This is a genomic window from Burkholderia sp. RF4-BP95 (genome assembly GCF_001521985.1).
Lineage (GTDB): Bacteria > Pseudomonadota > Gammaproteobacteria > Burkholderiales > Burkholderiaceae > Burkholderia > Burkholderia diffusa.
The window spans coordinates 149,657-172,867 of sequence record NZ_LOSX01000053.1 but is presented as its reverse complement, the minus strand read 5'-3'; the positions used below and the strand labels follow the sequence as shown (position 1 = coordinate 172,867).

Genomic DNA, 23,211 nt, shown 5'->3' with positions numbered 1-23,211 from the left:
GCATGAAAATCGCCGAGAGCCTTGCCCGACAAGCGTTTTAGTTGCCGGAAAGCCTTTGTTTACAATGCGATGCGGGATAGGGATTTACCCGGATTGGTATGCAAGGGGACAGTTCCCGGGCCGGATTTGCCAGGCTTGGGAAGCCGAAAACGATACCGGAATAGAACCAGTTCGGCCGACTGGTATGCATCCGGCGGCGGCACGCGGGCGGCATGCCGGCGCACAGCGTCAGTGGAACTCGCGGCTCGACGTGCGCAGGCCGCCGAGCAGCGGCGTCAGATCCTCGAAATGCTGCGCGACGAGGTGCCTCACGTCGCTGACGACCTGCCACACGCCCGACGCCGCGAGCAGTCGCGAATCGAGCGTTTCGCGGCGCTGCCGTGCGAGCAGCTCGGGCCGCACGATCACGTTCACGCAGCCCGTCTCGTCCTCGAGCGTCATGAACATCACGCCCTTCGCGGTGCCCGGCATCTGCCGCGCGATCACGAGCCCGCACGCACGCGCGAGCCGGCCGTCGGGACGGTCGCGCAACTCGGCCGCGGACGACAGCCGCTGCGCGCGCAACGCGGGCCGCAGCAGCGCGACCGGGTGGCGGTTCAGCGTGAGGCCGGTGGTGTGATAGTCGGCGAGGATGTCGTCGGCTTCCGACGGCGCGCCGAGCACGGGCTGCTCCGTTTCGTCGATCGGCGCGACGGCGAGCAGGTCGCGCTCCGGTGCCGCGGCGACGGCCTGCCACAGTGCATCGCGGCGATGGCCGGCGAGCGCCGCGAGCGCGTTCGCGGCGGCGAGCGCTTCGAGATCGCGCCGTTCGAGCTGCGCGCGGCGCGCGAGCGCGTCGACGTTCTCGAACGGGCCGGCCGCGCGCGCGGCCTCGATGCGCCGCGCGGCAGCCTCGCCGAGGCCGCGCACGAGCGACAGGCCGAGCCGCACCGCGGGCTGGCCGTGCGGCGGCGGCTGGCCGGGCAGCGCTTCGAGCGACGCTTCCCAGCCGCTTCGCGTGACGTCGGCCGGAAAGACCTTCACGCCGTGGCGCTTCGCGTCCTGCACGAGCTGCGCGGGTGCGTAGAAGCCCATCGGCTGGCTGTTCAGCAGCGACGCGACGAAGATCGCGGGTTCGTGGCATTTGAGCCAACTGCTCGCGTACGCGAGTTTCGCGAAGCTGGCCGCGTGGCTCTCGGGAAAGCCGTATTCGCCGAAGCCCTTGATCTGCTCGAAGATCTGCTCGGCGAATTCGCGCGTGTAGCCGCGCTCGAGCATGCCGTCGATGATCTTGTCGTGATACTTCTCGAGGTTGCCCTTGCGCTTCCACGCGGCCATCGCGCGGCGCAGTTCGTCGGCCTCGCCGGGCGTGAAGCCCGCCGCGACGATCGCGATCTGCATCACCTGCTCCTGGAAGATCGGCACGCCGAGCGTGCGAACGAGCACTTCCTTGAGCGCCTCGCTCGGATACGTGACCTCGCCCTCCTCCTCGCCGGCCACGATCCTGCGCCGTTTCAGATACGGATGCACGGCGCCGCCCTGGATCGGCCCGGGCCGCACGATCGACACCTGGACGACGAGATCGTAGTAGTTGCGCGGCCTCAGCCGCGGCAGCATCGACATCTGCGCACGCGATTCGATCTGGAATACGCCGACCGTATCCGCCCGGCAGATCATGTCGTAGGTTGGTTCGTCATCCTGCGGAATGTGCTTCAGCGTGAACGGCTGGCCGTCCTCCTGCGGCCCGCGCCACGCGGTGCGCATGTCGAAGGCGCGATGCAGCGCCGACAGCATGCCGAGCGCGAGCACGTCGACCTTCATCAGCCCGAGCGCCTCGAGATCGTCCTTGTCCCACTGGATCACGCGCCGCCCGTCCATCGCCGCGTTCTCGACCGGCACGAGCCGCGTGAGCTTGCCGCGGCTGATCACGAAGCCGCCCGAATGCTGCGACAGGTGGCGCGGAAAGTTGAGCAAGCGCCCCGCGAGTTCGGCCCATGCGCGAATGATCGGCGTGGCCGGATCGAGCCCGGTCGTCGCGAATTGCTGCAGCAGGTCGCGGCTGCCGTCGAACCAGCGATGCCCCTTCGCGACGCGGTCGACCAGCATCGGATCGACGCCGAGCGCCTTGCCGGTTTCGCGCAGCACGCCGCGCGGACGATACGTCGAGACCGCCGCCGCGAGTGCCGCGCGATCCTTGCCGTATTTTTCGTAGATATGCTGAATGACCTCTTCCCGGCGCTGATGCTCGAAGTCGACGTCGATGTCCGGCGGCTCGCCGCGCTCCTCGCTGATGAAGCGCTCGAACAGCATCGTGCTCTGGTCGGGATCGACCTCGGTGATGCCGAGGCAGTAGCAGACGACCGAGTTCGCGGCCGAGCCGCGGCCCTGGCACAGGATGTTCTGGCTGCGCGCGTATTTGACGATGTCGTAGACGGTCAGGAAGAACGGTTCGTAGCTCAGCCTCGCGATCAGGTCGAGTTCATGGCGGATCTGCCTCTCGACCTTCTCCGGAATGCCTTGCGGATAACGCCCCGCCGCCCCCGCGAAGGTTTCCTGTTCCAGATAGCGCGTCGGCGTCAGCCCATGCGGCACGATCTCGTCGGGATACTCGTAGCGCAGCGAGCCGAGGTCGAAATCGCACGCGTCGAGAATCGCGCAGGTCTCCGCGATTTCGTCCGGCGCGTACAACTGCCCGATCCGCTGCCGCAAACGCAGGTGCTGCTCCGCATTCGGCGCCAGCGCATACCCGCACTCGGCAACCGGCATCCCGACCCGGATCGCCGTCATCACGTCCTGCAATGCCTTGCACGAGCGCCGGTGCATCGTCACGTCGCCGAGTGCGACGATACGCACGCCGCGCCGCTCGCCGGCCGCGCGAATCTCTTCGCGCTGCGCGCCATCGAGCGCGCGCTGCAACTGCACGAGCCCGAGCCGCGCGCGTTCGCCGAAGGTCGCGCGAAACCATGCGACCTGCGCATCGAGCACGTCCGCGCGCACCGGATACGCGGGCACGAGAATCGCGAAGCAATCGGGCATGCCGCGCAGGTGCGCAAACGCCGCGGGCGGGGCCGACAGCATCCGCGACGTCAACGTGTAGGTGCCCTTCGGCGCGGCCATCCGCCGCCACGAGATCAGCTCGGCAAGATTGCCGTAACCCTCGCGGTTCTGCGCGAGCAGCACGAGGCCGAACGCGCCGGGGCCCGGATCGTGACCCGGTGCGACTTCATCCGGCGTGACTTCGAAATACGAACCGATGACGAGCGGCAGCCCTTGCGCCTGCGCCGCGACATGCATGCGCGGCGCGCCGGCCAGCGAACATTCGTCGGTGATCGCGATCCCGCGATAGCCGAGCTCGGCCGCGCGCTCGACCAGTTCGTCCGCATGCGACGCGCCATGCAGGAACGAAAAGTTCGATCGGCAGAACAACTCCGCGTAATCGGGCAGCCAGCTGAATTCCGCACTCATTTCGACTTACCCGAACAAGCCATGCAGGAACCAGCGCGGCTCGGCCTGGCTTCCCGAGCGCTCCAGGAACACCCAGTAGCACGCACCGACCTCGTCTTGCGCGACGTAGTAATCGCGTGCGGCCAGTTGCCCGTCGAACCACCCGGCTTCGATCCGCTCGGCCGACGACATCATCCTGAGCGGCGTATGGAACACCGGCCGGTTCTCGCGCATCAGGAGCGGCTGCGGCTCGGCCAGCAGCCACGCGGGGCGCGGCGGCACGGCGGGCGGCCCGCCGGCCGGCCTGCCCGCTTGCGCATCGAGCGGCAGCCAGCGGTTCGCAGCCTCCGGACGGTGATCGGCGACGGGTGCCGCGCGCAGCACGTTCTCCGCGCCGAGCCGCGCGACCAGCAGTTCGAACAGCCGCGCACGCGTCTCGCGCGTGCCGCCCGGCTCGGGAAAAAGATCGTCGGCCGGCGGCGCGACCGATTCGACGCGCGTGGCCTTCAGCCGCACCGCGATCACCGCGGCCGGCAACTCGACGCGCGCGAGCCGCTCGCCGAGCAGCCGCATGAAGTGCGTCTCGTCGCGCACGGGCGCGGCGAACGCGAGTTCGAGCGGTGTCGGCGGCACGGCCTGACGGCCGCGCTCGTGCTCGAGATCGAACGTCATCGCGGCCAGCGACAGCTGCCGCGCGGCCAGCCACCCGCAGAGCTGCACGACGAGCCGCCGCGCGGCGAACAGCACGGCCTCCGCGTATTCGACGCGCTCCGGCAATTCGAGCCGCACGTCGAACACGGGCGGCACCGCCATCCACGCAAGCGGCTCGACCGCATCGCCGTACGCGCGATCGAGCGCGGCGAGCAGCGCCGGACCGCAGCGGCGCTGCAGCCCCGCGCGCGGCAGGCCGCGCAGATCGGCGAGCGTGCGGCAGCCGAGGCCGTCGAACCAGCCCGCATACGCGCGCGCGTCGGGCAGCAGCGCGCACGGCAGACGATCGAGCGTACGGACGAGCGAAGCCGGCCCGGCCACGCGGCGCCGGATGCGCGCACGCGCCGACATGCGCGCGAGCAGCCACGCGCCGCGCCCGGTCGGCGCGGCGGACAGGCGCGCCGCATAGCCGAGCGCCGCGAGCGTCGCGCGCACCTGGCGGCACAGCGACGGCAGGCCGCCGAACAGGCGCAGGCTCGGGCCGACGTCGACGATCAGCGTCGCTTCGTCGTCGAGCGCGACGCACGGCGAGAAGCGCAGCAATGCGAGCGCGACCGCGCGCAGCGCATCGGCCTCGCGGGCGGGATCGCGCTCGACGAGCCGTGTGTCGGGCGCGAGCGTCAGCACGCCGCCGCGCTTCATGCCCGCGCGCACGCCCTGCCGGCGCGCGGGTGCATCGGCAATCAGCACGACACCTTGCTCAAGCACCGCGCAGCCTGCGTCGCCTGTGTCGTCCGCCGCGCCGTCAGACGGCAGCGGGGCGCACACGTCGAGCGGCAGGCGCGGCAGATGGATGCCGAGCAAGACGCGCATAGCGGCTCTCCACGATGGGCGACGGCAAATCGAGCGCGAGCGGCTCGCTGCGCGCGGGCCCGCGGCGCTTGACGATGTCGAGCGACACGCCGCCCGGCACCGGATGCAGCGCGACGCGCAGCACGGCCGGCGACGGCTGCCGCGCGGCCGACAGCGGGCGCAGCATCACGAACAGCGTGTCGCCGGTGCGCGCGGCCGCGAGATGCAGGCGCCGCAGCGCATCGGGCCGCGCGTCCTGCCAGAGCAGCAGCGCACCGCAGCAGCCCGTCCTGAGCGCCTGCTCGGCGGCCCACAAGGCATCCGTGCGGCTGCCGGCGCGCAGCCACAGCAGTGCGTCGGCCGGCACGCCGAGACCGGCGAGCGCCGTCGCATGCGGCGACTGAGGCGGCGCGACGAGCGCGAGCGGACGCCGCGCGCTGACGGTGCGCGCGAGCGCGGGCGCGAGCAGCCGCATCTCGCCGCAGCCCGGCTGAGCGGCCAGCAACTCGACGAGCCCGCCGACCGGCCAGCCGCCGCCTGGCAGCTCGGCGGACAGCGGCGCGAAACCCGTGTCGATCGTGCGCGAACCGCCGCGCGCGAGCTGCGAGCCGCGCCAGAGCGACGGATGAAGGGATTCGGGAGAAATGGAGGATGCGAGCATGACGCCACCCACAACTGTATGGATATACAGTATATGGCAATGCGCGGGCGTCGCACAGTACCGGGGCGAAACCGGTTTTTCGTCAGAGGAAAAACGACGGGAAATCCAGCGCGACCGTTCATGTCACGCCGCACCGGAGCGGGCGGGCCGGATCGTGTCGCCGAATCGCCGGGCCGACACGCCAACCGCCGGGCGAACCGGCACGATGCGGCACCCCGCACCGCGCCGGCCCGCCCGCCGCGCGTCAGCCGAGCAGCAACGCGTCGTCGTCGAGCTGCTCGTGCCGCACCTTCTCGAACATCTGCAGCATGTCCGGCACGTCGAGCCCGCGGCGCTGGTCGCCCGACACGTCGAGCACGACCTGCCCCTGGTGCAGCATCACCGTGCGGTCGCCGTAGTCGAGCGCCTGGCGCATGCTGTGCGTGACCATCATCGTCGTCAGCTTGCTCTCGGCGACGATGCGCGCGGTCAGCTCCAGCACGAACGCGGCCGTCTTCGGATCGAGCGCGGCCGTGTGCTCGTCGAGCAGCAGGATCCGCGACGGCCGCAGCGACGCCATCAACAGGCTCACCGCCTGCCGCTGACCGCCCGACAGCAGCCCGATCCGATCGGTCAGCCGGTTTTCCAGCCCGAGGTTCAGCAGACGCAGCTTGTCGCGGAACAGCTCGCGCGACGGCCGGTCGAGCGCCGCCCGAAAGCCGCGCCGGGCGCCGCGCGCCATCGCGAGCGCCATGTTTTCCTCGATCGTCAGCGCCTCGCAGGTGCCGGCCATCGGATCCTGGAACACGCGCGCGACGAGGTGCGCGCGGTCCCACGCCGGCTGGCGCGTGACGTCCGTGCCGTCGATCGCGATGCGTCCCGCATCGACGCGCTGGTCGCCGCTGATCGCGTTGAGGAAAGTCGACTTGCCGGCGCCGTTCGAGCCGATCACCGCGACGAACTGGCCGTCGGGAATCTCGAGCGACAGCCCGCGCAACGCGCGCGTCTCGATCGGCGTGCCGGGGTTGAACGTGAGTTTCAGGTCGTGTGCGGACAGCATGTCAGGCCCCTCCGTTCTTGCGCGCGAACAGCTTCTTGCGCGTCGCCGGCAGCACCAGCGCGATCGTGACGAGCGCGGCCGTCACGAGGTTCAGGTCCTGCGCCTTCAGGCCGATGAATTCGCTGTTCAGCGCAAGCGCGATGAAGAAGCGGTAGACGATCGCGCCGAGCACGACGGCGAGCGTCGTCAGCATGAGCCGGCGCGCGGGCAGCAGCGTCTCGCCGATGATCACCGCGGCCAGCCCGATCACGATCGTGCCGATCCCCATCGAGATGTCGGCGCCGCCCTGCGTCTGCGCGAACAGCGCACCGGCGAGCGCGACGAGCGCGTTCGACAGCGCCATCCCGGCGAGCGTCGCGCGGCCCGTCGCGATGCCCTGCGCGCGCGCCATCCGCGGGTTCGCGCCGGTCGCGCGCATCGCGAGGCCGAGCTGCGACGAGAAGAACCAGTCGAGGCCGAGCTTCGCGACCACGACGACGATCGCGAGCAGCGCCGGGCGCAGCACGTAGTCGGGCATCCAGTCGGGCTGCAGCACGGTGAAGATCGTCGGCTCGGTGATGAGCGGCACGTTCGGCCGGCCCATGATCCGCAGGTTCACCGAATAAAGCGCGATCATCATCAGGATGCTGGCGAGCAGGTCCATGATCTTCAGGCGCACGTTGAGCCAGCCGGTGACGAAGCCGGCCAGCGCGCCCGCGACGATCGCGATCACCGTCGACGTGAACGGGTCGTGGCCGGCGGATATCAGCGTCGCGGCGACGGCGCCGCCGAGCGGAAAGCTGCCGTCGACGGTCAGGTCGGGGAAGTTGAGGATGCGGAATGAAATCAGCACCCCGAGGGCGACGAGACTGAAGATCAGGCCGATCTCCAGCGCGCCCAGAAACGAGAACAGAGACATGATGGGGAAATCCTGTTGCTTCCCGGCCGGACGTGCCCGGCCGGGCGAAGCGGACGCGCGGCCCCGGGTGGGAGCCGCCCGCCCGGCGGTTTCGTTCGGGCCCGGATCGGGCCTGCAAGCGCGGCGCTCGGGCCGCGGCTTACTTGATGACCGTCTTCGCTTCCTTGAGCAGATCCGGCGACAGCGTCACGCCCTGCTTCGCGGCCGCGCCCGTGTTCGCGAACAATTCGAGGTTGCTGCTCGTCTCCGACGCGATCGCGCCCGGCTTCTCGCCCTTCAGGATGCGCGCGACGACCTTGCCGGTCTGCCGGCCGAGGTCGCCGTAGTTGATGCCGAGCGCCGCGATGCCGCCGCGCTTCACGCTGTCGGTGTCGCCGGCGACGAGCGGGATCTTCGCTTCGTTCGCGACCTTCACGAGCGCTTCGTACGCGGACACGACGTTGTTGTCGGTGTTCGTGTAGATCACGTCGACCTTGCCGATCAGGCTCTTCGCGGCCGGGCCGATGTCGACGGTGCGCGGCGCGGCCGCTTCCTTCAGCGTCATCCCCTGCTTCGCGAGAAGCTCCTTGAGCTCCTTCACGACCACGACCGAGTTCGCCTCGCCCGGGTTGTAGACCATGCCGACCGTCTTCGCCTTCGGCACGACGCGCTTGATCAGCGCGACCTGGCGGTCGAGCGGCAGCTTGTCGGACACGCCCGTCACGTTGGTGCCCGACGCGCCCCAGCCCTTCACGAGCTGGGCTGCGACCGGATCGGTCACGCCCGAATAGACGACCGGCACGCTCTTCGTCGACGCAACCACCGCCTGCGCGGCCGGCGTCGCGATCGCGACGATCACGTCGGGCTGGTCGCCGACGAACTTGCGCGCGATCTGCGCGGCCGTGCCCGTGTTGCCCTGCGCGCTCTGGTATTCCCACTTGAGCTTGTCGTCGCCGTAGCCTTCCGCCTTCAGTTCGGCGCGCACGCCGTCGCGGATCGCATCGAGCGCCGGGTGGTCGACGATCGACAGCACCTTGACCGTCTGGGCGTGCGCGGCGCCTGCCAGCGCGAATGCGGCGACGCCGGCCGTGATCGAACGGATCGCGAAAGTCTTGAAACGCTTCATGGGTGAGTCTCCCCCGTATTTGTGTCGGTTCTGGATGATGGATTCCCGCCGCCGTCATGCAGGTGCCGATGCGCGCGCAACCGGATGACGGCGCGGGCGGCAGCGGCCCCGCGCGGGCCCCGGGAAGGCGCGCGGCGGCGAACGCACGAGGATACCATTTCCGCAGACCACCGCCTGACTCCGCGCTTTCGGCCAAGCGGGCTGCGCATGCGGCCGCCGCACCGCCGCGAAACGCTCGGGAAGCCCGGCCGGCGGCGCTCCGCGCCGGCCCCGGCGCAACGCGTCTGCCGCGTTCACAGCTTTACGTTATGCTGTCCGCCGACCCAATCCACACCATCGGAGGGCACATGAAACGGGGACTCCACGCGATCGCGTGCGCGGCCGTCGCGCTGGTGCTGCCAGGCGCGGCATTCGCGCTGACCGACGGCAGCGCGCAATACGACGACTGCATGCTGGGCGCGCTGCGCGAGAGCCGCAACGGCGCGGCCGCGCAACTGATCCAGCGCTCGTGCGACGCGCTGTACCGCAACAACGCGATGCTGCTGCCGCGCGAACGGCGCTTTCACGAGTGCGTCGTGCAGTCATTGCCGGGCGTGCGCGACAACTACGCGATCCAGCAGATCATGGCGATCTGCTCGCGGCGCGGCGAAATGTGAGCCGGCGCTGAACGCCGGGCGCCGCGCAATGGTCTGCCAGCGGCGCCAACGAAAAAGGGCCTGCGCGATGCAGGCCCTTTCGTTTCAGCGGTCCGACCAGTGTGCGGCGGTCAGAACGACGCGACCATCGAGCCCTTGAACTGCTTCTTGATGAATTCCCGTACTTCCGCCGACTGGTACGCCTTCACCAGCTTCTTCACCCACGGCTGATCCTTGTCCTTCGCGCGCACTGCGATCAGGTTCGCATACGGGCTCGTCAGCGATTCGAGCGCGATCGCGTCCTTGGTCGGCTGCAGGTTCGCGGCGAGCGCGTAGTTCGTGTTGATCACGGCGGCGTCGACATCCGACAGCACGCGCGGCAGTTGCGCGGCGTCGAGCTCGGAGATCTTCAGCTTCTTCGGGTTCTCGGCGATGTCGAGCACCGTCGCGTTGTTGCCGCCCGTGCCGGCGCCGGCCTTCAGCTTGATCACGCCTTGCGTCTGCAGCAGCAGCAGCGCGCGGTTCTCGTTCGACGGATCGTTCGGCACCGCGAGCTTCGCGCCTTGCGGCAGGTCCTTCAGCGCCTTGAACTTCTTCGAGTACACACCGATCGGCGAGATGTAGGTCAGGCCCGCGCTGACGATCTTGTAGCCGCGCTGCTTCACCTGGCTGTCGAGGTAGGGCTGGTGCTGGAAGCTGTTCGCGTCGAGGTCGCCCGCATCGAGCGCCGCGTTCGGCTGCACGTAGTCGTTGAACTCGATGACCTTCACGTTCAGGCCTTCCTTCTCCTTCGCGACCTTCTGCACGAGCTGCCACACTTCCGCATCCGGGCCGGCGACCGTGCCGACCTTGATGACCTTGTCCTCGGCGTGCGCGCCCGCCGACAGCGTCAGCGCGGCACCGGTGGCCAGCACGGAAAATACCTTCAGGAGACTGCGACGCTTCATCTGTTTCTCGCTTGCTTGCTAACTAAAAATGGGGCGCGATACGGGTATCCCCGAACTCGCAGGAAGGGGCAAATGGTGTCACAGGATCGGCCGGAAGTGAAATACATCCCGCTCATATGGGTATGCACCGCGGCAGTGCCGGCAGACGATGCGCGGCTCGGCCGTTAGTTGCGTTCAGTGCACGCGGGCACCGGCATCGGCGACCCGGAACGCGCCGATCGCGTCGCGCAGCCGCCCGGCCTGCTCCTGCAGCGACGCCGCGGCCGCGGTGGCCTCCTCGACGAGCGCCGCGTTCTGCTGCGTGACCTGATCCATCTGCGTGACCGCGCGCCCGACCTGCGTGATGCCGCTCGCCTGCTCTTCGGACGCCGCCGCGATCTCGCCCATGATGTCGGTCACGCGCGCGACCGCCTGCAGGATCTCGCCCATCGTCGTGCCGGCCTGGCCGACCAGCGTCGAGCCGTTGCGCACGCGCTCGACCGAATCGACGATCAGTTCGCGGATCTCCTTCGCCGCCGTCGCGCTGCGCTGCGCGAGCGATCGCACCTCGCCCGCGACCACCGCGAAGCCGCGCCCCTGCTCGCCGGCCCGCGCGGCCTCGACCGCCGCGTTCAGCGCGAGGATGTTGGTCTGGAACGCGATGCCCTCGATCACGCCGATGATGTCGGCGATCTTGCGCGAGCTGTCGTCGATCTCGCCCATCGTGCCGATCACGCGACTGACGACGTCGTTGCCCGCCCGCGCGATCTCCGATGCGTTGTTCGCAAGCCCGCTCGCCTGCCGCGCGTTGTCGGCGTTCTGCTTCACCGTCGCGGTCAGCTGCTCCATGCTCGCGGCCGTTTCCTCGAGCGATGCGGCCTGCTCCTCGGTGCGCTGCGACAGGTCGTCGTTGCCGGACGCAATCTCGCGGCTCGCCGACGCAATCGACTCGGCCGACTGGCGGATTCCGCCGATCGTCGCCTGCAGGCGCGCCTGCATGTCGCGCATCGCCGCCATCATGCTCGTGTCGTCGCCCGTACGCACCGGCACCGGCCGCGTGAGGTCGCCCTGCGCGATGCGCGTCGCCAGCGCGGCCGCTTCGTCCGGCTCGCCGCCGAGGCTGCCGCGAACGTTGCGAATGATCACGAGCATCGCCGCGCTGATCACGAAACCGATCACGAACACGACCGCGAGGTGGCCGAACAGCGTCCGGTAATAGACGGTATCGATGTCCTTGAGGAACACGCCGCTCGAGATGTTCCAGTCCCACGGCGCGAAGCGCGTGACGTAGCTGATCTTCGGCACCGCGGTCTCGCTGTGCGGCAGCCGCCCGCGATACTCGGCGAAGCCGCTGCCGGTCGCCTTCGCCGCGTTCAGGATCGTGACGAACAGCGGCTTGCCGTCCGGGTCGAGATAGTCGCCGACCTGGGTGCCGACCAGCTTCGGCAGCGTCGGGTGCATCAGCACGACGGGTTTCGAATCCATCACGAACACATAGCCCGACTCGCCGTAGCGCATCGCGGCCAGGCTCGCGAGCGCGTCGCGCTTCGCGTCCGCCTCGGGCAGCGTGCCGCTCTGCGCGAGCGCGTGATATGCGTTGACGATGCCGGTCGCCGAGTCGACCAGATTGGCGATGCCGGCCTTGCGTTCGGCGAGCATCGTCGCGCGCGTCTCGTATGCGCTCCATGCGCCGACGCCGAGCAAGCCGATCCATACCAGCGCAAGCGCGAGCCACAGCTTGCGATTCAAACTCATTCTGCTCATCTGCGTGCCTCGTTGTCGAAGTCGATTCCCGCATACGCGCGAACGGCCGGTCGCGCGCAAACGGTTGCCCCCGTATTTACGGCAGCGAGACTTACAACTTGAATACACGCGCGACGGCCGGCACGACACGCGACGGCCGCTGTGCTAAAAAGACCGGCTGACCGGCGCACGACGCGCCGGCGACATTCCAGGGCCATCCATGTACGTCATCGACATCCACTACAACGCGTCGCTCGAGCGCATCGACGATGCGCTCGAACGCCACCGTGCGTATCTGCAGCCGCTGTTCGAGCGCGGCATCTTCATCGCGGCGGGGCCGAAGGTGCCGCGCGAAGGCGGCGTGATCCTCGCGGCCCGCATCGACCGCGACGAACTGGACGCGATCCTCGAGACCGATCCGTTCGTGACCGAAGGGCTCGCGACGTACCGCGTGACGGAATTCCGGATCACGCGTGCCGCGCAGGGCTTCAACGTGCCGGCACTGCCGTAACGCGCGCCGGCGCGCGAATACGCGCACGCACGCCGCCTCGCGAGGCGGCGAATGCAGATTGAAGGGAAACGGGAGGAATGCGTGACGGCGCGTCGCGGCCGTCACGCGTTTCGCCGGGCGAACGCCCGGGCGAACATGCGGCGCACGCCGCTCAGTCGACCAGCAGCTTCAGGTCGTGGACCCACGGGCCGGGGCCCTGGCCGTCGCGCACGAACAGGCGCAGCTTGCCGTCGCGGTCGAACACGTAGCTCGCGGCGGTGTGATCCATCGTGTAGCTGCCGGGCGTCTTGCCGGGCACCTTCGCGTAGTACACGCGGAAATCCTTCGTGACCTTCTTGAGCGCCGCTTCGTCGGCCGGCCGCAGGCCGATGAACGACGGATCGAACGCGGGCACGTACTGGCCGAGCAGCGCGGGCGTGTCGCGCTCCGGATCGACGGTGACGAACAGCACCTGCACGCGTTTCGCGGCATCGGGCCCGAGCTGCTTCAGTGCCTCGGACAGTTCGGCCATCGTCGTCGGGCAGACGTCCGGACAGTGCGTATAGCCGAAGAACATCACGACCGCACGGCCCTTGAAGTCGGCGAGCGTGCGCACCTTGCCCGTCGTGTCGGGCAGCGAGAAATCGCTGCCGAACTGCGTGTTGCCGGTGATGTCGAGATTCTGGAATTTCGGCGCGTTGTCGCAGCCGGCGAGCAGCGTGGCTGCCGCGAATGCGCACGCGAGCATCCAGCCTTGGCGCGCGCGGCGCCCGAACCATGAATGGAGCATTGCGTTCAAACCGTGCGGTTACACGCCGAGCAGCGGGCGTGCATAGTGATCGACGAGCAGCGCGGCGAACAGCAGCGACAGGTAGACGATCGAGTAACGGAAAGCCTTGCGGGCGAGTTCGTCCGAATAGTCGCGGTGGATCTTCCATGCATACGCGAGGAACACCGCGCCGAGCAACACCGCGCTCGTCAGGTAGACGGCCCCGCTCATCCCGGAGATGAACGGCATCAGCGTGACCGCGAACAGGATCACCGTGTACAGCAGGATGTGCAGCCGCGTGAATTTCTCGCCGTGCGTGACGGGCAGCATCGGCAGGCCCGCGTTTTCGTAATCCTTGCGGCGATACAGCGCGAGCACCCAGAAATGCGGCGGCGTCCACACGAAGATGATCAGCACGAGGATCCATGCGTCGCCCGGTACCGCGCCGGTGACCGCTGCCCAGCCGAGCGCCGGCGGCATCGCGCCCGATGCGCCGCCGATCACGATGTTCTGCGGCGTCATCGGCTTGAGCAGCAGCGTGTAGATCACCGCGTAGCCGACGAACGTCGCGATCGTCAGCCACATCGTCAGCGGATTCGTGAACGTATAGAGCGTCCATGCGCCGACGCTGCCGAGCACGGCCGAGAACAGCAGGATCTGCGGGGTCGTGATCTCGCCGCGCGCGGACGGACGCCATGCGGTGCGCCGCATCATCGCGTCGATTTTCTGTTCGACGAGGCAGTTGATCGCGAACGCCGCGCCGGCCAGCAGCCAGATGCCGACGGTGCCGCCGATCAGCACATGCCACGGCACCATGCCCGGCGTCGCGAGAAACATGCCGATCACCGCACAGAACACCGCGAGCTGCGTGACACGCGGCTTCGTCAGCGCCATGTACTGCGAGAACCGGCTACCGGGCGATTGGGAAAGGGTGCTTTGCATGGGGACGGTCACGCCGGGGCGGCGTCGCGCGCGGGCTGCACGACACGGCCGGGGCGGCTTGAAAGGATGCGAAAGTTTAACATGACGACGAGCAGCAGCAGGATCGCGGCGCCGCCGTTGTGCGCGACGGCGACCGGCAGCGGCCACTGCAGCACGATGTTGGTCAGGCCCGTCAGGAACTGCAGCAGGACCACCAGCAGCACGCCGTTCGCGGGCCGGCGCAACGATTCGAAGCGGCGCATCTTCAGCGCGAACGCGACCAGGTACGCGACGACGACGAACGCGAACGTGCGGTGGGTCCAGTGGATCGCGACCAGCGCGTCCTGCGTGATCGCATCGCCATCCTTCGTCATGCCGAGCGCGCGCCACAGATGGAAGCCCTGCTCGAAGTTCATCGGCGGAATCCACTGGCCGTTGCAGGTGGGGAAGTCGGTACACGCGAGCACCGCGTAGTTGGTGCTCACCCAGCCGCCGAGCGCGATCTGCACGACCAGCAGCACCAGCGCCGCGAGCGCGGCCGCGCGGTAGCGGCCGGCCTCCGGGTCATGCGACGGCAGCGGCGTCTGCCGCGCCGCGAGCCAGCCGAGCGTGCCGAGCAGCGTGAGGCCGAGCAGCAGGTGGGTCGTGACGATCACCGGCTGCAGCTTCATCGTGACCGTCCACGCGCCGAACACGCCCTGCACGACGATCAGCAGCAGCAGGCTCGTCGGCCACCACGGCGACACGTGCAGCGGGCGGCGGCGCAGCCGCGCGGACCACGCAATCACGACCTGCGCGATGATCAGCACGCCGATCGCCATCGCGAAATAGCGGTGGATCATCTCGATCCACGCCTTCGTCATGCTGACGGGGCCGGTCGGCATCGCCTGGTGCGCGGCGGTGATCGCGGCGTGCGCGATGAACGGCGACGACGTGCCGTAGCAGCCGGGCCAGTCCGGGCAGCCGAGGCCCGAATCGGTCAGCCGCGTGAAGCCGCCGAACATCACCAGGTCGAGGGTCAGGAACGTGGTGACCCACACCAGCTTGCGGAACTTGTCGTCGTCGGCCTTCACCCACACGTACGACAGCGGCAGCAGCGCGATGCAGAGGCCGATCAGGCCGAGTTGCAGTAGATACGACATCGAATGGTTGCCTCGCCGTCTCGCCTTAGCCGATGCTCGACCACTTCAGCAGCTTCGTGACGTCCGTCTTGATCTTGCTGGGGTTCGGGTTCTTCGGGAAACGCATCATCAGGTTGCCGTTCGGATCGACCATGTAGATGTGGTCGCTGTCCGTGGTGCCGGCTTCTGCCGGCAGCCACGCGGCGACCGCGGCCGGATCGGCGACCAGCCGGCGCGTGTCCGGGTAGGCCTCCAGCACCTTCGGCGGTACCGCGCCCGCATCGCTGCGCAGCCACACCATCGTGATCCGGTGCCGCTCGCCCGCCTGCGTGACGCGGATCTGGCGCATGAAGTAGAGCTTTTGCGCGCAGGCGTCGTCGCACGCGCTGCGGTCGGTCATCACGAACAGCCACACGCCGCGCAGCGACGACAGCGGCACCGTCTTGCCGGTTTCGTCGGTCACCTGCAGGTCGGCCGGGATCGGCCGCTGCGGCTCGATCAGCGTGCCGTAGTTGGTCGAACCGCCCTTCGGCTTGATCACGTAATAGGTGAAGTACGACGCGATGATCGGCGCTGCGCACACGAGACCCAGCAGCACGAGCATCCAGCGGCCGCGCTTGCGGGCCGCGGGCGAGATCGGCGCTGCGGCCGGACCCTGACGGGAAGATTGCATGGACAAATCAGACCTCTCGAAACGAACCCGCGGCGCTTGCGCCGCGTCCTGGCATGGCGCTCACGCGCCGGCCGACTTCTTCGCCGCACGCCGCGCGGCGTACAGGCCGAAACCGAGCGCGGCCGCCGCCATGGCCCACCACTGAAACATGTAACCGTAATTGCGCTCGACGCCGGTCGTCGCCGCCGGCCAGTCGCGCACGAGCTTGTCGCCGTCGTCGCTCGTCTGCTGGATCACGAACGGCTGCAGCGGCAGCCCCGTTTCCTTCGCATACGCGGCGACGTCCAGGTTCTGCCGGATCTTCTGGTGCGCGGCCGAGCCGCCTTCGCCAAGCTCGAACGCGCGCGACGCATCGGCGCGCGCGATGCCTTCGATCTCGATGTCGCCGTCCGGCGTCGAAAACGGCTCGATCGCCGTGCGATCGGCGATGTTGCGCGGCAGCCAGCCGCGGTTCACCAGCACGACGCCGCCGCCCGAGAGTTTAAACGGCATCACGACGTAAAAACCCGGCTGGTCGTTATACGGCCGATTGTCGAGAAACACCGCCTGCTCCGGCAGGAAACGGCCCCGTGCCCGCACGCGGTGGAACTCGATCGACGCGAGCGGAATCGGCTGCGCACCGACGTCGACCGGCGCCGCGTGCTCGTAGCGCACGATGCTCGCCTGCAGCGCTTCCTTCTGGTGCGCGCGGTCGCGCTGCCAGAACCCGAGGCGAATCGTGACCGCGACGACGACGAGAATCAGCAGCGCAGGCAGCCAGCGGATCTTCATCGGGCCACCCGCGAGGCGCATTCGCGAAAGCGAAGTGCGATAATTATCCTCTTCCTTTCGAATTGCCGTCGTCCGGTTCGCGTCATGCACATCCTCGTTCCCATCGCCTTCGTCCTCATCGTCGCCAGCATGGGCTCAGCGCTCTACTTCATGATGCAAGACCGCGGCCATACGAAACGCATGGTGTGGTCGCTTGCCACCCGCGTCGGGCTGTCGATCTCGCTGTTCCTGTTCATCCTGTTCGCGAACTGGATGGGCTGGATCCATTCGACCGGCCTGCCGATCGGGCGTTGATGCATTCGTTCGTGCCGGCGGTCGCCGTGACCGCCGCGACCGCTGTGACATTTCGCCGCACAACGGCACCACCAAGCAAAAGCGCCGCCTGACGGAGTCGCGGCGGCGCCGGGTTGGCGTTGAGCGCAGGCAACCAGCCGCTGCCCCGTCCCCGCCAATGAAAACGGCCCGCGCATCGCTGCGCGGGCCGTTCCTGCATTTACAGCCAGTAGACGACGACGTACAGGCCGAGCCAGACGACGTCGACGAAGTGCCAGTACCACGCGGCGCCTTCGAATGCGAAGTGGTGATCCGGCTTGAAGTGGCCGCGGATCATCCGCACCAGCACCACCGCGAGCATCGTGCCGCCAAGGAACACGTGGAAGCCGTGGAAGCCCGTCAGCAGGAAGAACGTCGAGCCGTACACGCCCGAGTTCAGCGTCAGGTTCAGTTCGTTGTACGCGTGGTAGTACTCGAAGCCCTGCATGAACAGGAAGCAGACACCGAGCACGAGCGTCGCGGCCAGCCAGGCGATCGCCTTGTTGCGGTGATCGTCGCGCAGCGCGTGGTGCGACACCGTCAGCGTCGCGCCCGACGCCAGCAGGAATGCGGTGTTCAGCGTCGGGACCGGCCACGGGCCCATCGTCTTGAAGTGACCGGCGAGCGCAGCGGGGCCTTCGTTCGGCCACACGGCGGAGAAGTCTGGCCAGATCAGCTTGTAGTCGAGGCTGCCGAGCTGGTGCAGCGCGATTTCACGCGCATAGAACAGCGCGCCGAAGAATGCGCCGAAGAACATGACTTCGGAGAAGATGAACCAGCTCATGCTCCAGCGGTACGACTTGTCGACGTTCTTGCCGTAATGACCGCCTTCCGACTCGGCGATCGCGTCGCCGAACCAGTGATACAGCGTGAAGAGCAACCACAGCAGGCCAAGCAGCGCCGTGTACGGAGCCCAGTCGTGACCGTTGATCCACAGCGCCACCGACGCGAGCATGACCAGCAGGCCGATGGCCGCGCTGATCGGATGCTGCGACGGATGCGGCACGAAATAGTACGGGGTCTGGTTTTGACCGCTCATGCTTGATTCTCCACTTCAGTCCAATTTGTGTACCGGAAACCGCTCCGGCTGTATTTCTTGCACGGCGCGTGCCGCCACCGCGCTTTCCCGCACGCGGCGCCCGGGCGCCACGCACTGCATTCTTTCGTGGCCGCGGGCCTCAGCCCACGACCGCGCGCACGATCAGGATCAGCACGCCGATGAACACACCGGCCGCGATCAACGCGACGATCAGCACGTGCAGCGGATTGAGCTGCGTCGCATCGGCCTCCAGGTCGCGCCGCTTGCGCACCCCGAAGAACGACCACAACACCGCTCGCAACGCCTGGCCGAACGACCCGCTCCGCTTGGTCTCTGTCACCGCCTCGTCTCCATCGTCATGCGTCCGGCTTCGCCGCGCCCTGCGCCGCCGTCTTGCGCGGCGCCGGCGCCGGCGCGGCCGGCGTGTTCAGCTCGAAGAACGTGTACGACAGCGTGATCGTCTTCACGTCCTTCGGCAGCTTCGGATCGATCACGAACACCACCGGCATCTTGCGCGACTCGTTCGCGGCCAGCGTCTGTTGCGTGAAGCAAAAACACTCGATCTTCTTGAAGAATTCCGTTGCCTGCTTCGGCGCGTAGCTCGGAATCGCCTGCGCCACCATCGGCCGGCCCTGCCCGTTGGTCACGTCGTACACGATCGTCGTCAGTTCGCCGGGATGCACGTCGAGGCTGTTGTGCTCCGGCTTGAATCCGAGCGGGCCGCGCGCATTCGCATCGAACTCGACCGACACCGTGCGGCTGTAGTCGACCTGCGTGTTCTTCGCCTCGCGTTCGCTGACATCGCGCTGCACCAGGTTGTTGATGCCGGTGATCTGGCAAATCGCGCGATACATCGGAATCAGCGCGAAGCCGAAGCCGAACATCAGCCCGGCCACGACGAAGAGCTTCATCAGCATCGAACGATTGAACGCGCGATCGACGGCGCCCTCTTCCGGCTTCGACATACGACTACTTCCTCGCTACTGCGTCAGTTGCTGCATCAGTGAGTGGACAGCCACCACTGCTTGATCACGACACCCACAAAAAAAACGGCGGCGATGACGAGCAGGGTGAGGCCGAGCCGCTTGTTGCCCGCGCGAATCTGCTCGGGCGTTCGTCTTTCTTGTGGATTCCGGTTCATCTGAAACTTCGGTTCCGCGCCCGCCGCGCCTGCCTGCGCGGCAGGCAACGGCGGAACGCTGGGTGAAACTTATTCGACGTGCGGCGGTTGCTCGAACGTGTGGAAGGGAGCCGGGCTCGGCACCGTCCACTCGAGGCCCGTCGCGCCATCCCACGGCTTGTCCGACGCCTTTTCCAGCTCGCCGCCGCCACGGTAGGCCGGCAGCGCGACCGCGAACAGGAAGTACACCTGCGCGAGGCCGAAGCCGAATGCACCGATCGTCGCCACCTGGTTGAAGTCCGTGAACTGCGCCGGGTAGTCCGCATAGCGGCGCGGCATGCCCGCGAGACCGACGAAGTGCATCGGGAAGAACGTCAGGTTGAAGAAGATCATCGACGACCAGAAGTGGATCTTGCCGCGCGTCTCGTTATACATCCAGCCCGTCCACTTCGGCGCCCAGTAGTACCAGCCCGCGAACAGCGCGAACAGCGAACCGGCCACGAGCACGTAGTGGAAGTGCGCCACCACGAAGTAGGTGCCGTGGTACTGGATGTCGAGCGGCGCCATCGCCAGCATCAGGCCCGTCAGACCGCCGAACGTGAACACGAACAGGAAGCCGATCGCGAACAGCATCGGGGTTTCGAACGTCATCGAGCCGCGCCACATCGTCGCGAGCCAGTTGAACACCTTCACGCCCGTCGGCACCGCGATCAGCATCGTCGCGTACATGAAGAACAGCTGACCGGTGACCGGCATGCCCGTTGCGAACATGTGGTGCGCCCAGACCATGAACGACAGGATCGCGATCGAAGCCGTCGCGTACACCATCGAGCTATAGCCGAACAGCGTCTTGCGTGCGAACGCCGGGATCACCTGCGACACGATCCCGAACGCCGGCAGAATCATGATGTACACCTCGGGGTGGCCGAAGAACCAGAAGATGTGCTGATACATCACCGGGTCGCCGCCGCCTGCCGCGTTGAAGAACGACGTGCCGAAGTGGCGGTCGAACAGCACCATCGTGATCGCGCCTGCCAGAACCGGCATCACGGCGATCAGCAGGTACGCGGTGATCAGCCAGGTCCATGCGAACATCGGCATCTTCATCAGCGTCATGCCCGGTGCGCGCATGTTCAGGATCGTCACGACGATGTTGATCCCGCCCATGATCGACGAAGCGCCCATGATGTGGACCGCGAAGATCGCGAAGTCCATGCCCGGGCCCATCTGCGTCGACAGCGGTGCGTACAGCGTCCAGCCGGCGGCCGTCGCGCCGCCCGGCGCGAAGAACGAACCGACCAGCAGCACGGCCGCGACCGGCAGCAGCCAGAAGCTGAAGTTGTTCATCCGCGCGAACGCCATGTCGGACGCGCCGATCTGCAGCGGAATCATCCAGTTCGCGAAGCCGACGAACGCCGGCATGATCGCGCCGAACACCATGATCAGGCCGTGCATCGTCGTGAGTTCGTTGAAGAACTCCGGACGCATGATCTGCAGGCCCGGCTCGAACAGCTCGGCACGGATGCCGAGTGCCATCACGCCGCCCGACAGGAACATGATGAACGAGAACAGCAGGTACAGCGTACCGATGTCCTTGTGGTTGGTGGCGAACAGCCAGCGACGCCAGCCGTGCGGGGCTTCGTGCGCGTGGTCGTCGTGCGCGTGGTCCGCGGCTACGTCGTGCCCGATGCTAGACATGAGAATCTCCTAATGCGAATACGTCGACTAACTCAGCGACACGTCAAGCCGCCGGCCCGATCTCGACCCGCCGGGCTTCCTTGGCGTCAGCCCCGCCCGTGATCGTTTCCGGCTTTTTGAGAATAATGTGGTCTTCCGCCACGCCTGCTGCCTTCAGCGCATCGCGCACGGCCTGTGCACGATGCTTGGCGAGTTCGGCGTTCGCGTCGGCCGAGCCCGACTTGTCGGTGAAACCCGACAGCGCGAGCTTCGCGTCCGGATGTGCCTTCGCATAGTCGGCCGCTGCGGCGATCGCCGCTTTCGCGTCGGCCGGCAGCACGCTCTTGCCGGTCTCGAAGTAGATCGTCGACAGCGCAGCCGATGCTGCCGCCGGTTCCGCACCGGACGCGGCTTGCGCCGGTGCCGAGACCGCTTCGGCCGGAGCCGCCGCGCCTGCCGCGTCTTCCGGCATCTTGCCGTTGCGCGCGTCAGCCACTTGCTTCGGCTGCAGCAGGTCGTTCTTGTGGTTGCCCCACGAATTGCGCTCGTACGTGATGACCGATGCGATGTCGAGGTCCGACAGCGATGCCCACGACGGCATTGCGCCCTTGCCGTGCAGCACGCGCTCGACGTGACCGGCGATCGGGCCGTTCACGATCTGGCTGCCGTCCATCGCCGGGAAGGCGCCGAGGCCCTTGCCGTTCACCTGGTGGCAGGCCGCGCAGTTCGCCTTGTAGACTTCCTCGCCGTGCGCGACGAGTTCGGCCATCGTGTAAACCTTGTTCGGATCGACCGAAGCGCTGGCCAGCTTGGCCTTCTGCGCAGTGACCCACTTCGCGTAGTCGTCGTCCGACAGCACGACGACCACGACCGGCATGAACGCGTGTTCCTTGCCGCACAGTTCGGTACAGAAGCCGCGGAACGTGCCGACCTTGTCGGCCTTGAACCACGTGTCGCGCACGAAGCCGGGAATCGCATCCTGCTTCACGCCGAACGCGGGCACGTACCACGAGTGAACGACGTCGTTCGCGGTCGTGATGATGCGGATCTTCTTGTTGACCGGCACGACGAGCGGATTGTCGACTTCCTGCAGGTACGTCTCGGTGATCGGCTTCTTGCCCATCACTTCGTCACGCGGGGTGCTGAGCGTCGACAGGAAGCTGATGCCCTCGCCCGGGCCCTTCACGTAGTCGTAGCCCCACTTCCACTGGTAGCCGGTGACCTTGATCGTGAGATCGGCGTTGGTCGTGTCCTTCATCGCGACGACGGCCTTCGTGGCCGGCAGCGCCATCAGCACGACGATGATGAACGGCACGATCGTCCAGATGATTTCGACGGTCGTGCTTTCATGGAAATTGGCGGCCTTGTGGCCCTTGGATTTGCGGTGCGCGAAGATCGAATAGAACATCACGCCGAACACGCCGACGAAGATCAGCGTACACAGGATCAGCATCATCGTGTGGAGATCGTAGAGCTCCTCGGCGATCTTCGTGACCGGCGGCTGAAAGTTGATCTCGTTGACGCGGGGGCCGCCCGGGCTATCACCGACCGCCAGAGCAGCGCCGGCAAAGAGCAATCCGCTGCATGCCAGCACGCCCGTGAGGGCTCGCTTGATTGTTTTCATAGCATCCTTACCCAAAATTTCCATTCAAACCCTCCCCCGTCGCAAGCCGTCGACCCGTTCCGGTCGATGCCCGCGCCTCGTCAGCCGCAGCGCCTGAGCGACACGCGCAGTTCGTCGGCGAACTGCGCACGCTTGTGCTGCGCGAGATGCTGCCCAATTACGACGGTCTGCCCGCGCGATACCAGTCGAATCGGATCGCGTGGCGTCGCACCCGGCTCGACCCGCACCCAGCGCGGGTTGAATTCGATCTGCGTGAACCGCTCCGCATCCATCCGCTCGATCACGAGCCGGTGCGGAAACAGCCTGATGCGCTCGTAATCGACCGCATGACGGGCGTAGACCGCAAACGCGACGCCTACCGCCAGCAATTCGATTCCGGTGAAGGGCATGACGAGCCAGGCCCCCCGCCACATCAGCAATGCCGCGATCACCAGCGAGAAGCCCGCGAGCGACGCGTAAAACAGCACGAACTGGCGCGGCGACACCGAACAGTTGCGTTTCATGAGCCAGTCTTCGAGGACCGGCTCACCGTTCGTCGTCTCCGCCAAAACCCTCGCTGCTTCCATCGCCGCCTCACGCGAATGGCATGCGATGCATGCCTGCATCGGGCTCGTCGGCCCGTATTGCGGGGACCCCGGGACGACAAGCTGACGCATTATAGGCGGGTTCAATGGCATCCACAAGCAAGCGGCTATCGGCCCGCGAGCCAAGCGCCACAAGCTTCCCGGCCGTTTTTCGCATCAATTCGACCCCGCTTTGCG

At 67.4% G+C, this 23,211-nt stretch carries 23 protein-coding genes; 3 read left to right on the top strand and 20 right to left on the bottom strand.

The window, feature by feature from the left end:
* Window positions 1–228: 228 nt before the first annotated feature.
* The 6 genes from WS46_RS19220 to WS46_RS19195 all read right to left on the bottom strand — a co-directional run bounded on the left by WS46_RS19220 (window position 229) and on the right by WS46_RS19195 (window position 8,629).
* Window positions 229–3,444 carry an error-prone DNA polymerase gene (locus WS46_RS19220; protein WP_059691446.1) on the bottom strand — a complete coding sequence of 1,072 codons (3,216 nt, stop codon included), beginning with the start codon at window positions 3,442–3,444 and terminating at the stop codon, window positions 229–231.
* A gap of 6 nt (window positions 3,445–3,450) precedes the next feature.
* A complete protein-coding gene (locus WS46_RS19215) occupies window positions 3,451–4,947 on the bottom strand; it encodes a DNA polymerase Y family protein (protein WP_059691445.1) in 1,497 nt (498 codons plus the stop codon).
* Window positions 4,880–5,587: a translesion DNA synthesis-associated protein ImuA gene (imuA, locus tag WS46_RS19210; RefSeq protein ID WP_059526176.1), complete on the bottom strand. Its 708-nt coding sequence runs from the start codon at window positions 5,585–5,587 to the stop codon at window positions 4,880–4,882. The genes WS46_RS19215 and imuA overlap by 68 nt, the downstream gene beginning before the upstream one ends.
* A 244-nt stretch (window positions 5,588–5,831) precedes the next feature.
* A complete protein-coding gene (locus WS46_RS19205; protein WP_059691444.1) occupies window positions 5,832–6,626 on the bottom strand; it encodes an ABC transporter ATP-binding protein in 795 nt (264 codons plus the stop codon).
* Window position 6,627: 1 nt separating this feature from the next.
* On the bottom strand, window positions 6,628–7,524 hold the full coding sequence (locus tag WS46_RS19200; RefSeq protein ID WP_059691443.1) for an ABC transporter permease: 897 nt from the start codon (window positions 7,522–7,524) through the stop codon (window positions 6,628–6,630).
* Window positions 7,525–7,663: 139 nt separating this feature from the next.
* Entirely contained in the window at window positions 7,664–8,629 is a 966-nt protein-coding gene (locus tag WS46_RS19195) for an ABC transporter substrate-binding protein (protein WP_059691442.1), read from the bottom strand.
* 347 nt (window positions 8,630–8,976) lie between these two features.
* Here WS46_RS19195 and WS46_RS19190 point away from each other — a divergent pair, with 347 nt between their 5' ends.
* Window positions 8,977–9,285 carry a VF_A0006 family four-cysteine protein gene (locus WS46_RS19190; protein ID WP_059526188.1) on the top strand — a complete coding sequence of 103 codons (309 nt, stop codon included), beginning with the start codon at window positions 8,977–8,979 and terminating at the stop codon, window positions 9,283–9,285.
* 110 nt (window positions 9,286–9,395) lie between these two features.
* On the opposite strand, the gene WS46_RS19185 is transcribed toward WS46_RS19190, so the two are convergent.
* Both WS46_RS19185 and WS46_RS19180 read right to left on the bottom strand, forming a co-directional pair.
* Entirely contained in the window at window positions 9,396–10,211 is an 816-nt protein-coding gene (locus WS46_RS19185; RefSeq protein WP_059691441.1) for a MetQ/NlpA family ABC transporter substrate-binding protein, read from the bottom strand.
* Between the two features lie 174 nt (window positions 10,212–10,385).
* Complete coding sequence (locus tag WS46_RS19180) at window positions 10,386–11,954, bottom strand: methyl-accepting chemotaxis protein (RefSeq protein ID WP_059691440.1); 1,569 nt, start codon at window positions 11,952–11,954, stop codon at window positions 10,386–10,388.
* A gap of 199 nt (window positions 11,955–12,153) precedes the next feature.
* Here WS46_RS19180 and WS46_RS19175 point away from each other — a divergent pair, with 199 nt between their 5' ends.
* Entirely contained in the window at window positions 12,154–12,444 is a 291-nt protein-coding gene (locus WS46_RS19175; RefSeq protein ID WP_044848209.1) for a YciI family protein, read from the top strand.
* Between the two features lie 151 nt (window positions 12,445–12,595).
* On the opposite strand, the gene WS46_RS19170 is transcribed toward WS46_RS19175, so the two are convergent.
* From WS46_RS19170 to WS46_RS19150, 5 genes are read right to left on the bottom strand one after another with little or no spacing between them, the layout of a single operon-like run.
* Window positions 12,596–13,213: an SCO family protein gene (locus tag WS46_RS19170; RefSeq protein ID WP_059599875.1), complete on the bottom strand. Its 618-nt coding sequence runs from the start codon at window positions 13,211–13,213 to the stop codon at window positions 12,596–12,598.
* Window positions 13,214–13,231: 18 nt separating this feature from the next.
* Entirely contained in the window at window positions 13,232–14,134 is a 903-nt protein-coding gene (gene cyoE / locus WS46_RS19165; RefSeq protein ID WP_006477738.1) for a heme o synthase, read from the bottom strand.
* Between the two features lie 8 nt (window positions 14,135–14,142).
* Complete coding sequence (locus tag WS46_RS19160) at window positions 14,143–15,255, bottom strand: heme A synthase (RefSeq protein WP_059691439.1); 1,113 nt, start codon at window positions 15,253–15,255, stop codon at window positions 14,143–14,145.
* 25 nt (window positions 15,256–15,280) lie between these two features.
* A complete protein-coding gene (locus tag WS46_RS19155; RefSeq protein ID WP_059691438.1) occupies window positions 15,281–15,907 on the bottom strand; it encodes a hypothetical protein in 627 nt (208 codons plus the stop codon).
* Between the two features lie 60 nt (window positions 15,908–15,967).
* Window positions 15,968–16,678 carry an SURF1 family protein gene (locus WS46_RS19150; protein WP_059526295.1) on the bottom strand — a complete coding sequence of 237 codons (711 nt, stop codon included), beginning with the start codon at window positions 16,676–16,678 and terminating at the stop codon, window positions 15,968–15,970.
* An 84-nt stretch (window positions 16,679–16,762) separates the two neighbouring features.
* Between WS46_RS19150 and WS46_RS19145 the strand changes: the two genes are divergently transcribed.
* On the top strand, window positions 16,763–16,972 hold the full coding sequence (locus tag WS46_RS19145) for a twin transmembrane helix small protein (protein ID WP_044848213.1): 210 nt from the start codon (window positions 16,763–16,765) through the stop codon (window positions 16,970–16,972).
* Between the two features lie 199 nt (window positions 16,973–17,171).
* Here the strand turns inward: WS46_RS19145 and WS46_RS19140 are convergent, their stop codons facing one another.
* From WS46_RS19140 to WS46_RS19110, 7 genes are all read right to left on the bottom strand, one after another.
* The gene (locus tag WS46_RS19140) at window positions 17,172–18,029 is read right to left on the bottom strand and encodes a cytochrome c oxidase subunit 3 (protein WP_059464449.1); all 858 of its coding nucleotides are present in this window, start codon (window positions 18,027–18,029) and stop codon (window positions 17,172–17,174) included.
* 139 nt (window positions 18,030–18,168) lie between these two features.
* On the bottom strand, window positions 18,169–18,369 hold the full coding sequence (locus WS46_RS19135) for a DUF2970 domain-containing protein (protein WP_006760730.1): 201 nt from the start codon (window positions 18,367–18,369) through the stop codon (window positions 18,169–18,171).
* A 16-nt stretch (window positions 18,370–18,385) separates the two neighbouring features.
* A complete protein-coding gene (locus WS46_RS19130; RefSeq protein ID WP_059507798.1) occupies window positions 18,386–18,994 on the bottom strand; it encodes a cytochrome c oxidase assembly protein in 609 nt (202 codons plus the stop codon).
* A 35-nt stretch (window positions 18,995–19,029) separates the two neighbouring features.
* Window positions 19,030–19,170, bottom strand: coding sequence for a cytochrome oxidase small assembly protein (locus WS46_RS36105; RefSeq protein ID WP_006752059.1), 141 nt, complete (start codon window positions 19,168–19,170; stop codon window positions 19,030–19,032).
* A gap of 69 nt (window positions 19,171–19,239) precedes the next feature.
* The gene (ctaD, locus tag WS46_RS19120) at window positions 19,240–20,847 is read right to left on the bottom strand and encodes a cytochrome c oxidase subunit I (protein WP_059526209.1); all 1,608 of its coding nucleotides are present in this window, start codon (window positions 20,845–20,847) and stop codon (window positions 19,240–19,242) included.
* 43 nt (window positions 20,848–20,890) lie between these two features.
* Window positions 20,891–22,474 (bottom strand): cytochrome c oxidase subunit II, encoded by a 1,584-nt coding sequence (gene coxB / locus WS46_RS19115; RefSeq protein ID WP_059691437.1) that lies wholly within the window; start codon window positions 22,472–22,474, stop codon window positions 20,891–20,893.
* Between the two features lie 56 nt (window positions 22,475–22,530).
* A complete protein-coding gene (locus WS46_RS19110) occupies window positions 22,531–23,055 on the bottom strand; it encodes a DUF2244 domain-containing protein (protein ID WP_059599867.1) in 525 nt (174 codons plus the stop codon).
* Window positions 23,056–23,211: the final 156 nt, after the last annotated feature.

Bases quoted from the DNA above. Each gene is read 5' to 3' on its own strand.
- WS46_RS19220 (WP_059691446.1), bottom strand. From the start codon at position 3,444: ATGAGTGCGGAATTCAGCTGGCTGCCCGATTACGCGGAGTTGTTCTGC.
- WS46_RS19215 (WP_059691445.1), bottom strand. From the start codon at position 4,947: ATGCGCGTCTTGCTCGGCATCCATCTGCCGCGCCTGCCGCTCGACGTG.
- imuA (WP_059526176.1), bottom strand. From the start codon at position 5,587: ATGCTCGCATCCTCCATTTCTCCCGAATCCCTTCATCCGTCGCTCTGG.
- WS46_RS19205 (WP_059691444.1), bottom strand. From the start codon at position 6,626: ATGCTGTCCGCACACGACCTGAAACTCACGTTCAACCCCGGCACGCCG.
- WS46_RS19200 (WP_059691443.1), bottom strand. From the start codon at position 7,524: ATGTCTCTGTTCTCGTTTCTGGGCGCGCTGGAGATCGGCCTGATCTTC.
- WS46_RS19195 (WP_059691442.1), bottom strand. From the start codon at position 8,629: ATGAAGCGTTTCAAGACTTTCGCGATCCGTTCGATCACGGCCGGCGTC.
- WS46_RS19190 (WP_059526188.1), top strand. From the start codon at position 8,977: ATGAAACGGGGACTCCACGCGATCGCGTGCGCGGCCGTCGCGCTGGTG.
- WS46_RS19185 (WP_059691441.1), bottom strand. From the start codon at position 10,211: ATGAAGCGTCGCAGTCTCCTGAAGGTATTTTCCGTGCTGGCCACCGGT.
- WS46_RS19180 (WP_059691440.1), bottom strand. From the start codon at position 11,954: ATGAGCAGAATGAGTTTGAATCGCAAGCTGTGGCTCGCGCTTGCGCTG.
- WS46_RS19175 (WP_044848209.1), top strand. From the start codon at position 12,154: ATGTACGTCATCGACATCCACTACAACGCGTCGCTCGAGCGCATCGAC.
- WS46_RS19170 (WP_059599875.1), bottom strand. From the start codon at position 13,213: ATGCTCCATTCATGGTTCGGGCGCCGCGCGCGCCAAGGCTGGATGCTC.
- cyoE (WP_006477738.1), bottom strand. From the start codon at position 14,134: ATGCAAAGCACCCTTTCCCAATCGCCCGGTAGCCGGTTCTCGCAGTAC.
- WS46_RS19160 (WP_059691439.1), bottom strand. From the start codon at position 15,255: ATGTCGTATCTACTGCAACTCGGCCTGATCGGCCTCTGCATCGCGCTG.
- WS46_RS19155 (WP_059691438.1), bottom strand. From the start codon at position 15,907: ATGCAATCTTCCCGTCAGGGTCCGGCCGCAGCGCCGATCTCGCCCGCG.
- WS46_RS19150 (WP_059526295.1), bottom strand. From the start codon at position 16,678: ATGAAGATCCGCTGGCTGCCTGCGCTGCTGATTCTCGTCGTCGTCGCG.
- WS46_RS19145 (WP_044848213.1), top strand. From the start codon at position 16,763: ATGCACATCCTCGTTCCCATCGCCTTCGTCCTCATCGTCGCCAGCATG.
- WS46_RS19140 (WP_059464449.1), bottom strand. From the start codon at position 18,029: ATGAGCGGTCAAAACCAGACCCCGTACTATTTCGTGCCGCATCCGTCG.
- WS46_RS19130 (WP_059507798.1), bottom strand. From the start codon at position 18,994: ATGTCGAAGCCGGAAGAGGGCGCCGTCGATCGCGCGTTCAATCGTTCG.
- WS46_RS36105 (WP_006752059.1), bottom strand. From the start codon at position 19,170: ATGAACCGGAATCCACAAGAAAGACGAACGCCCGAGCAGATTCGCGCG.
- ctaD (WP_059526209.1), bottom strand. From the start codon at position 20,847: ATGTCTAGCATCGGGCACGACGTAGCCGCGGACCACGCGCACGACGAC.
- coxB (WP_059691437.1), bottom strand. From the start codon at position 22,474: ATGGAAATTTTGGGTAAGGATGCTATGAAAACAATCAAGCGAGCCCTC.
- WS46_RS19110 (WP_059599867.1), bottom strand. From the start codon at position 23,055: ATGCAGGCATGCATCGCATGCCATTCGCGTGAGGCGGCGATGGAAGCA.